Here is a 7,751-nt window from a genome sequence, read left to right as displayed (position 1 = left end):
GCCATCATCGTGTTCGCCGTGATGACTGCGGCGACGCTGTTGGTGGCATGGCGCGCGCCGGCCGCCACCGGCGCAGTCGCATTGGCCGCCGCCTTCGCCGGCATCGTATTTCTCGAATGGGCCGTGCGCGCCAATCCGGACATGCTGGTACTGCCGGGCGGCCCGCTGCCGGGGATGGGTCCCTCGGCGACCGATAGTTCCATCTCGTTGCACCTGGTCACGGCAGCATTTTTTGCTGGCGGCTTCGGCGGCGCAGGCTTTTTCGCGCAAGGCCGCAGCTCGAACGCATTGGCGCCCGTGATCTGGTCAGCCGCGGGCGTATTTGTGCCGCTCGCGCTGTTGATTGCGCTCTATGCCCGCATCGCCCACCTCGATCGCTCGATCCCGTTTGCGATTCTGGCCGTGCTGCTGGCAGCAGGCTTTGCGGCCGCGACCGAAATCCTGACGCGGCGCGAGCAACGTCCCGGCCTCGTGGCCTCAACCGCGCTCTCAGCGACCGGCACACTCGCGGCACTGGCGCTGGCGCTGACCTTTGCTCTCGACAAAGGCTGGCTCACCATCGCGCTCGCGTTGACGTCGGCTGGAGCCGCTTGGGTTTCGACGCAGCGGCCGATTCCCCTCCTGCGCGTGCTGTCATCGATACTGGCGGGCATCGTCGTGCTGCGTATCGTTTACGAGCCGCGCATCGTGGGTGCGGCGGTCGGGACGACGCCGATCTTCAACTGGCTGTTGTGGGGATACGGCGTTCCGGCGCTGTCGTTCTGGGCGGGAAGCATGGTCTTGCGACGTCGCGGCGATGACGCTTCGTTGCGTTCAGTGGAGGCGGCTGCCATCCTTTTCACGGTTCTGTTGGTGTTTCTCGAAATTCGTCACGCCATCAACGGCGGCGACATCTATCGCTATAGTGCGGGATTGACCGAGACGGCTTTGCAGGTTTGCGCCGCGCTCGCCATGGCGATCGGACTGGAGCGATTATTGGTTCGAAGCGGCAGCATCGTCCACAACATCGGCGCCGTCCTGCTGGCGTTGTTTGCCGGCGCTGCGGCCTTGTTCGGGTTGTTGTTCCTGGAAAACCCCGTCATCTGGCGCATCGTCATCCGCGGCGAGTTCATCAATGAACTTCTGCTCGGCTATGCGATCCCTGCGATCCTCGCGCTCCTGTTGTCCTATGCGGTGGCGGGCCGGCGGCCTCCCGCCTATGGCAACACCATCGCTGCCGGCGGGCTGGTCCTGGCGCTCGCTTATGTCACCTTCGAAATCCGAAGGCTCTATCACGGCCCGGTGCTGAACAGCGGCGCGACGTTCGACGTCGAGCAGTATACCTATTCGATCGCCTGGCTCACGTTCGGCGTGCTGCTGCTCGCCATCGGTATTCTCGTCAATTCGCAGCGCGCCCGCCTCGCCTCGGCTGCCGTGATTGCGCTCACGATCGGCAAGGTATTTCTCGTCGATCTATCGACCCTGACAGGGGTTTATCGCGCGCTGTCGTTCATGGGCTTGGGCCTCGTGCTGGTCGCGATCGGCTGGTTCTATCAGAAGGTGCTGTTTCGCCGGCCGGCCGCATTCCAGCCGCCTTTTTCGGCGCCGCGAACATAGCTACCCATTCGTAAATTAAGGGTTCAGCCGTGCGAAGTTGCCCGTCGCGACAACGCGCGAACCATCAGCGTCGCATGATTGCGGGCTTCACGCTCGCAGCATCACGCTCAATGCAGCCGGCAAATCTTCGTCGGGGAAGTGAAGTGACGCAACGCGCCTTGCGACCGTCAATCGGTCGAGTGACGCAACTCGAGCGCCGGTTCGGATTTAGCCGGCGCTGGCTTCGGCTCGGAACTGATCGGTTCGAGCTTGGCGCTCTCGACCGCCGGCGTTTCAACCCGCGTCGACACTTCGACCGAACCGGTTTGCTCCACCGGGCGCCGCGAACGCGGATGGACCACCGCGCGGGCCATCAGCATCTGTGTCCCGCCCTGATGATGGAAGTCGCAGTAAGCGAAGCTCATGCCGGACACCGATCCGCGGAAGCTGACCTCGTCGTGTTTGTCCAGATTGAAGCACGGCTCAAACGGAATACCCCGCAGCGATGCGCAGACGGCCTGTCCGCGGATTTGCAGCGTATTACCGGGCAACCGCACATGGCGGATCGGACCGGAGCCGCTGAACTGCACCGAGCCGAGAGCTCCCATATCGTCGAGGATGCGGCCCGCACCTCGGGTGCCGTCAAAACATGTGAATGTGAACACCTTGCCGGATACGAAACGCTTGGCCTCCTCGGCATTCATCTGCCCGGCCACAGCGGGCCCGATCGCCGCACCGGCCATCACTGCCCCCAACACAAAACGCGCAAGCATGTCCAACTCCGACTTTACCCAGCCGCGGGTGATGCCTCTTTACCCGCTGCTTACCATACTAACCGTGGCAACATTGGCGCAGCTTCGTTGGTAAAGTCTGAATACCGTCAGGAAATTTTTACCACGATTCTGCCCCGAACCTGCCCGGCGAGGATGCTGGCCCCCGCCCCGATCACGTCGCTCAGACCAATTTCATGAGTGATTTCAGTAAGTTTCCCGGCTTCCAGATCGGTGCTGAGGCGCTTCCAGGCGATTTCACGCAAGCCGATCGGGCACATCACGGAATCGATGCCCAACAGACACACCGCACGCAAAATAAACGGAGCGACCGAGGCCGGCAGGTCCATCCCGGCGGCAAGTCCGCAAGCCGCAATGGCGCCCCTGTACTTCGTCATCGACAAAAGATTGGCGAGCGTGGTCGAACCGACGCTGTCCACCCCTCCTGCCCAGCGCTCTTTCGCGAGCGCCTTGGCCGGACCGGAAAGCTCGTTGCGGTCGATCACTTCGGCGGCGCCGAGATCCCGGAGATAGCCGGCTTCCGACGTTCGCCCGGTGGACGCAATCACATGGTAGCCAAGCTTCGACAGGATCGCGGTTGCGACCGAACCGACGCCGCCGGCAGCGCCGGTGACCACGACCGGACCGTGCGCCGGAGTCAGGCCATGCTGCTCCAGCGCCAGCACGGCCAGCATCGCCGTATAGCCGGCCGTCCCGATTGCCATCGCATCGCGCGCCGAGATACTGTCAGGAAGGCGCACCAGCCAGTCGCCCTTGACGCGGGCTTTCTCCGCATAGCTGCCTAGATGGGTCTCGCCGAGACCCCAGCCGTTACAGATAACTTTGTCGCCGGCTTTCCAGCGTGGATGCGAGGACTGCTCGACGGTGCCGGCAAAATCGATGCCTGCGATCATCGGAAAGCGCCGCACCACCGGCGCCTTGCCGGTAACGGCAAGACCGTCCTTGTAGTTCAGCGTCGACCACTCGACGCGAACGGTGACGTCGCCTTCCATCAGTTCGGCTTCGTCGAACGCAACCAGTGCTGCGGTCGTGCCCTTCTCTGCTTTGTCGATCCTGATCGCTTTGAACGTGGCCAACGCAACATCTCCCGGCGTTTGTCTGCTGGAAAGCCCATACTCAACAGAAATCTTGTCTGCAAGCGGGCCCAGCCGATCCTAGCACTCGCGAAATGCGGCGGCGAGTGCGATATGACGGCACCGTCAGGCCGGCTGAGCAACCGCACGCCGGACCGGCGCCTCGACGATCGGCAGATTGATCAAGGCCGAAAGCACGCCAAAGAAGACCGAAAGCCACCAGATCGGCGTGTAGGATCCGAATTTTTCGAACACGATCCCGCCAAGCCAAACACCGAGGAAGCCACCGATCTGGTGGCTGACAAATGAAAACCCGTAGAGCGTTGCGAACCAGCGGGTGCCGAACATCAGCGAGATCAACGCCGAGGTCGGCGGCACCGTCGACAACCAGGTCAAGCCGCTGATTGCGCCGAACGCGATCGCCGAGAAGGTGGTGATCGGAAATGAGATGAATGCAACGATTGAGAGCGCGCGCGTGAAATAGATCGTCGACAGGATGTAGCGTTTGGGAAACACGTTCTGCAACCAGCCGACACCAAGCGAACCGACGATGTTGAACAGGCCGATCGCCGCAATGACCCATCCGCCGGACGATGCGGGGATACCCCGATCGGACAGATAGGCCGGCAGATGCACGGTGATGAAGGCAAGCTGAAAGCCGCAGGTGAAGAAGCCGAGCACCAGAAGCACATAGGAACGATGACCGAATGCTTCCGCCAACGCAGTCTTGAACGATTGCGGGTCTGCGACAGGTACGTCCGTCTTGGCTGCCTTGGCTACGGGCGGCGTCGAGAGCGCCAGCGATAGCGGAAGAATGAGCAGCATCAGGGCAGCAAATACCAGGAGAGCCGTCTGCCAGCCGAAATTATCGATCAAGGCAACGCCGAACGGCGCAAACAGGAATTGCCCGAACGAACCGGCAGCCGTTCCGGCGCCAAGCGCGACGCCACGTCGCTCCGGCGGCAGCAGCTTGCTGAAGGCGGACAGGACCAGATTGAACGAGCAACCGGAAAGCCCAAAGCCGATCAGGACGCCCGCGCCAATATCGAGCGAGAGCGGTGTGGTGGCATGGCTCATCAAGAGCAGGCCCGCCGCATAAAGCACGGCGCCGACACAGATGACGCGCAGCACGCCAAACCGGTCTGCGATCGCACCGGCAATCGGCTGGCCCAATCCCCACAACAGATTCTGCAGGGCAAGCGCGAGGCCGAAAATATCGCGGCCCCATGCGAAATCCCGGCTCATTGGCTGAATAAAGAAACCAAGACCCGAGCGGGGCCCAAAGCTCAGCAACGCGATCGCGCAACCACAAACGATGATGACAAGCGGCGTACGCCAAGTGCTGGAGGCTGGAAGCCGGCCCAGGTCGCTTTCGGTCGTAGCCATGCCTATCCCCTGAATAGGCGCGCGTGTGAGATCGGCGGGCGCCACGGATAGGAAGTTAATGCATCCGCATGGAATTTGGAACTGCTATGCGGGCTGGCGCGTGGGCACGCAATGCAGCCCTGCGAAATTCCACCTCAAGACGTTTAGTTAGCGTCTTGGAGCACTATCCGACATTTCGGCTGAACTCTTGGCGGCCTCGGCGAGCTCCGCCGAAATCTGCGCCGTCTGGGCCGGCGTGCCCCAGCTTGGCGCGTCGCTGCCGTCGCCCCAGGCGCGCGGCCGATAAAATGTGTGCACGCCGAATTTGTACATCTTCTTCATTTCACTAACCCAGGACGGGTGCACCCAATAGGCGTGATAGTGTGTCGACTTGCCGACCTCAGGCAACCAGATCTCGCCATCGAGCATCGCTTTCGCGATCTTTTTGGCGCGGTCCCACATATCGGGTTCGCGAACGACATCGGCCACGCCGTCGCAGGCGAAGGTGAACTGGCAGGCGAGATGCCGATGCTTGTTCTGGTAAACCACCCCGCACACCGTTGTGGGATAGAAGCCCGAGAAGGCGCGGTTCAGCACGACCTGCGCCACCGCAATCTGGCCACGCACGGCTTCGCCCCGCGCTTCGAAATAAACCGCTTCCGCAAGGCATTTTTCAGACTTGGCGCGCGACTTCTCATCCAGCAGGCCAAGACGCTCCGCCGGTGTCTTCTCGCGCTGGTCGTCCGCATTGACTTCGCCCTTGGGGGCAACGCTCTCGCCGCTCTCAATGGCCTTGGGCGTTTGGTCGGCGGTTGACGGCAGCGAGGCCATCACCTTCATGTCGGGATCGACCCGTGCCTCCGGCATCACCACTACCGGCGCTTCGCCGGGCTGCCAGCGCTCCATGGTCTCCAGCGGCGCGCCTAGAGACTGGCTGCCGAAAAACAGACTGGCGGTCTTCACCGAAAATCCTTCACGGGAGGGGCTGCTCTCAAACGTGACCACATCAGCGTCGGCGAAGCTTTTCAAATCCTGGAGCGGTTGGGCCTCGAGCGATAGCGAAATATCGTATTGCGGAAGCGGCGGCGCGCTCATCGCTTCCGCCAGTTCCGGATCGAGCGGCGCTCGCGTGGCTGGCAGCTTGCCATCCGCGGTCTTGGCTCCCCTCACCGAGGCATTGGAAGTCGCGGGATCTTCCTTGACGGGCGCGGCATCGGCGGGCACGGCCGCTTGTGGAGGCGAAGGCGGCGCAACGACGAGGCGGTCGCCCTTGAGCGTACGATCGACCTTGGGAAAATCCGACGCCTGATAGCGGGGCGGCGTCTGAATAGCCGAATTGCGCGGAATTGAACCGGTAATGTCGCTAGCCGGGTTGAAACTTACGCGCTGATAGGTTGGGGCCTGCGGCGCGGCGGTGCCGATCGGCCGGACGAAACTGTAAGCCGCGACGTGAATGGTACCGACGGAGGAGAACACGCGGCTATGCCAACGCTCGGCGACGCCGGGTTGCTGCGCCAGCCGCGATGCAATGTCCTGATATCCGACTTCCGTCGGGGTCAATGCGAAACCGCAAAGACCGAGACCGAAGAACGCAAACTGTGCGCTCCTCGGCCGGGTACGCAACTGTAACATCTCATACGCTCACGCAACGCAACACTACGCTTACGCGATCGAACACAGTGCATCCGTGCAATTCGATCTTTCCGGGTAGTAACTAATTTAGGTTGCGAGGGAGTTAATCGGCGTGTCGCGCGCGACACACGCAATACTTTGCGGATTTGCAGCGGCGATATCGAGCGCATTGGTAAACAGGCGCTCCAGCAAAGTGGTAAATATCGCGTCAACAAAAATGATGAATAATTGCATGAGCTCCCGTGGTGACGCGGAGAACGATCACTCTCGGTATCGGCGATAAAGCAAACGGGCCGTGCTTTGCACGGCCCGTTCAATCCTCGAAAACGATGGCGTAAAACTCAGGCTTGACTTGTGGCGGCCTTGCCGAGCGCGGCCTGCGCCGCAGCGAGGCGGGCAATAGGCACGCGGTAGGGTGAACAAGAGACGTAATCGAGCCCGACCTGGTGACAGAACGCAACGGAGGCCGGATCGCCACCATGTTCGCCACAAATCCCGACCTTGAGGTTTGGCCGCGTCTTGCGGCCGCGTGCGACACCGATTTTCACGAGCTCGCCGACGCCTTCGCGGTCGACCGAGATAAAGGGATCGATCTCCAGAATACCCTTGCTGACATAAGTGCCGAGGAAGCTTGCCGCATCGTCGCGGCTGATGCCGTAGGTCGTCTGTGTCAGGTCATTGGTGCCGAACGAGAAGAATTCCGCGGTCTTCGCAATATCACCGGCCATCAGGCAAGCGCGCGGCAACTCGATCATGGTGCCGACCTGATAGTTCAGCTTGGTGCCGGTTTCCTTCATCACGGCCTGCGCTGTCAGATCGATGCGAGCCTTGACGAGATCGAATTCCGCCTTGGTCGCAATCAGCGGCACCATGACTTCCAGGCCCACCGCTTTGCCGGTGCGTTTTCCGGCTTCGACGGCTGCCTCGAAGATGGCCCGCGACTGCATCTCGGCGATCTCGGGATAGGCAATCGCCAGCCGGCACCCACGGAAGCCGAGCATCGGGTTGAATTCGGCGAGTTCACGCACCCGGTCAGCGAGACGCCGGGGATCGGCATTCATGGCACGCGCCACTTCCTCGATCTCGGCTTGCGTATGGGGCAGGAACTCGTGCAGCGGCGGATCGAGCAGCCGGATCGTCACCGGCAACCCTTTCATGATCTCGAACAGTTCGACGAAATCCGCCCGCTGCATCGGCAACAACTTCGAAAGCGCGGCACGGCGCGCGCGTTCATCCTCCGAGAGGATCATTTCGCGGACGGTGCGAATGCGGGTTTCCTCGAAGAACATATGTTCGGTGCGGCAGAGGCCAATTC

General features: G+C 61.8%; 7 protein-coding genes. 1 reads left to right on the top strand and 6 read right to left on the bottom strand.

Annotation, left to right across the window (positions count from 1 at the left end):
- A partial coding sequence (locus WB528_RS13980; RefSeq protein WP_423889007.1) for a DUF2339 domain-containing protein occupies nt 1–1,596 on the top strand: 1,596 nt, incomplete at its 5' end.
- A gap of 167 nt (nt 1,597–1,763) precedes the next feature.
- Here WB528_RS13980 and WB528_RS13975 read toward each other — a convergent pair.
- The 6 genes from WB528_RS13975 to WB528_RS13950 form a co-directional block, all read right to left on the bottom strand.
- Nucleotides 1,764–2,348 (bottom strand): hypothetical protein, encoded by a 585-nt coding sequence (locus WB528_RS13975; protein WP_423889006.1) that lies wholly within the window; start codon nt 2,346–2,348, stop codon nt 1,764–1,766.
- Nucleotides 2,349–2,455: 107 nt separating this feature from the next.
- A complete protein-coding gene (locus WB528_RS13970; RefSeq protein WP_423889005.1) occupies nt 2,456–3,442 on the bottom strand; it encodes an MDR family oxidoreductase in 987 nt (328 codons plus the stop codon).
- Nucleotides 3,443–3,565: 123 nt separating this feature from the next.
- Nucleotides 3,566–4,825, bottom strand: coding sequence for an MFS transporter (locus WB528_RS13965; protein ID WP_423889004.1), 1,260 nt, complete (start codon nt 4,823–4,825; stop codon nt 3,566–3,568).
- 147 nt (nt 4,826–4,972) lie between these two features.
- Nucleotides 4,973–6,436, bottom strand: a complete 1,464-nt coding sequence (locus WB528_RS13960) for a cell wall hydrolase (protein WP_423889003.1) — start codon at nt 6,434–6,436, stop codon at nt 4,973–4,975.
- A gap of 87 nt (nt 6,437–6,523) precedes the next feature.
- A complete protein-coding gene (locus tag WB528_RS13955) occupies nt 6,524–6,670 on the bottom strand; it encodes a hypothetical protein (protein WP_423889002.1) in 147 nt (48 codons plus the stop codon).
- 107 nt (nt 6,671–6,777) lie between these two features.
- Nucleotides 6,778–7,751 (bottom strand): putative PEP-binding protein (locus WB528_RS13950; protein ID WP_423889001.1); only part of this gene is annotated, 974 nt, incomplete at its 5' end.

Source organism: Bradyrhizobium sp., from assembly GCF_049586575.1.
Lineage (GTDB): Bacteria > Pseudomonadota > Alphaproteobacteria > Rhizobiales > Xanthobacteraceae > Bradyrhizobium.
Note: the sequence above shows the minus strand (reverse complement) of the source record. Positions and strands in the feature narration are given on the sequence as shown.

What these genes read in the sequence shown, in the direction of transcription:
- WB528_RS13975 (WP_423889006.1), bottom strand. Translation starts at nt 2,348, where the DNA reads ATGCTTGCGCGTTTTGTGTTGGGGGCAGTGATGGCCGGTGCGGCGATC.
- WB528_RS13965 (WP_423889004.1), bottom strand. Translation starts at nt 4,825, where the DNA reads ATGGCTACGACCGAAAGCGACCTGGGCCGGCTTCCAGCCTCCAGCACT.
- WB528_RS13960 (WP_423889003.1), bottom strand. Translation starts at nt 6,436, where the DNA reads ATGTTACAGTTGCGTACCCGGCCGAGGAGCGCACAGTTTGCGTTCTTC.
- WB528_RS13955 (WP_423889002.1), bottom strand. Translation starts at nt 6,670, where the DNA reads ATGCAATTATTCATCATTTTTGTTGACGCGATATTTACCACTTTGCTG.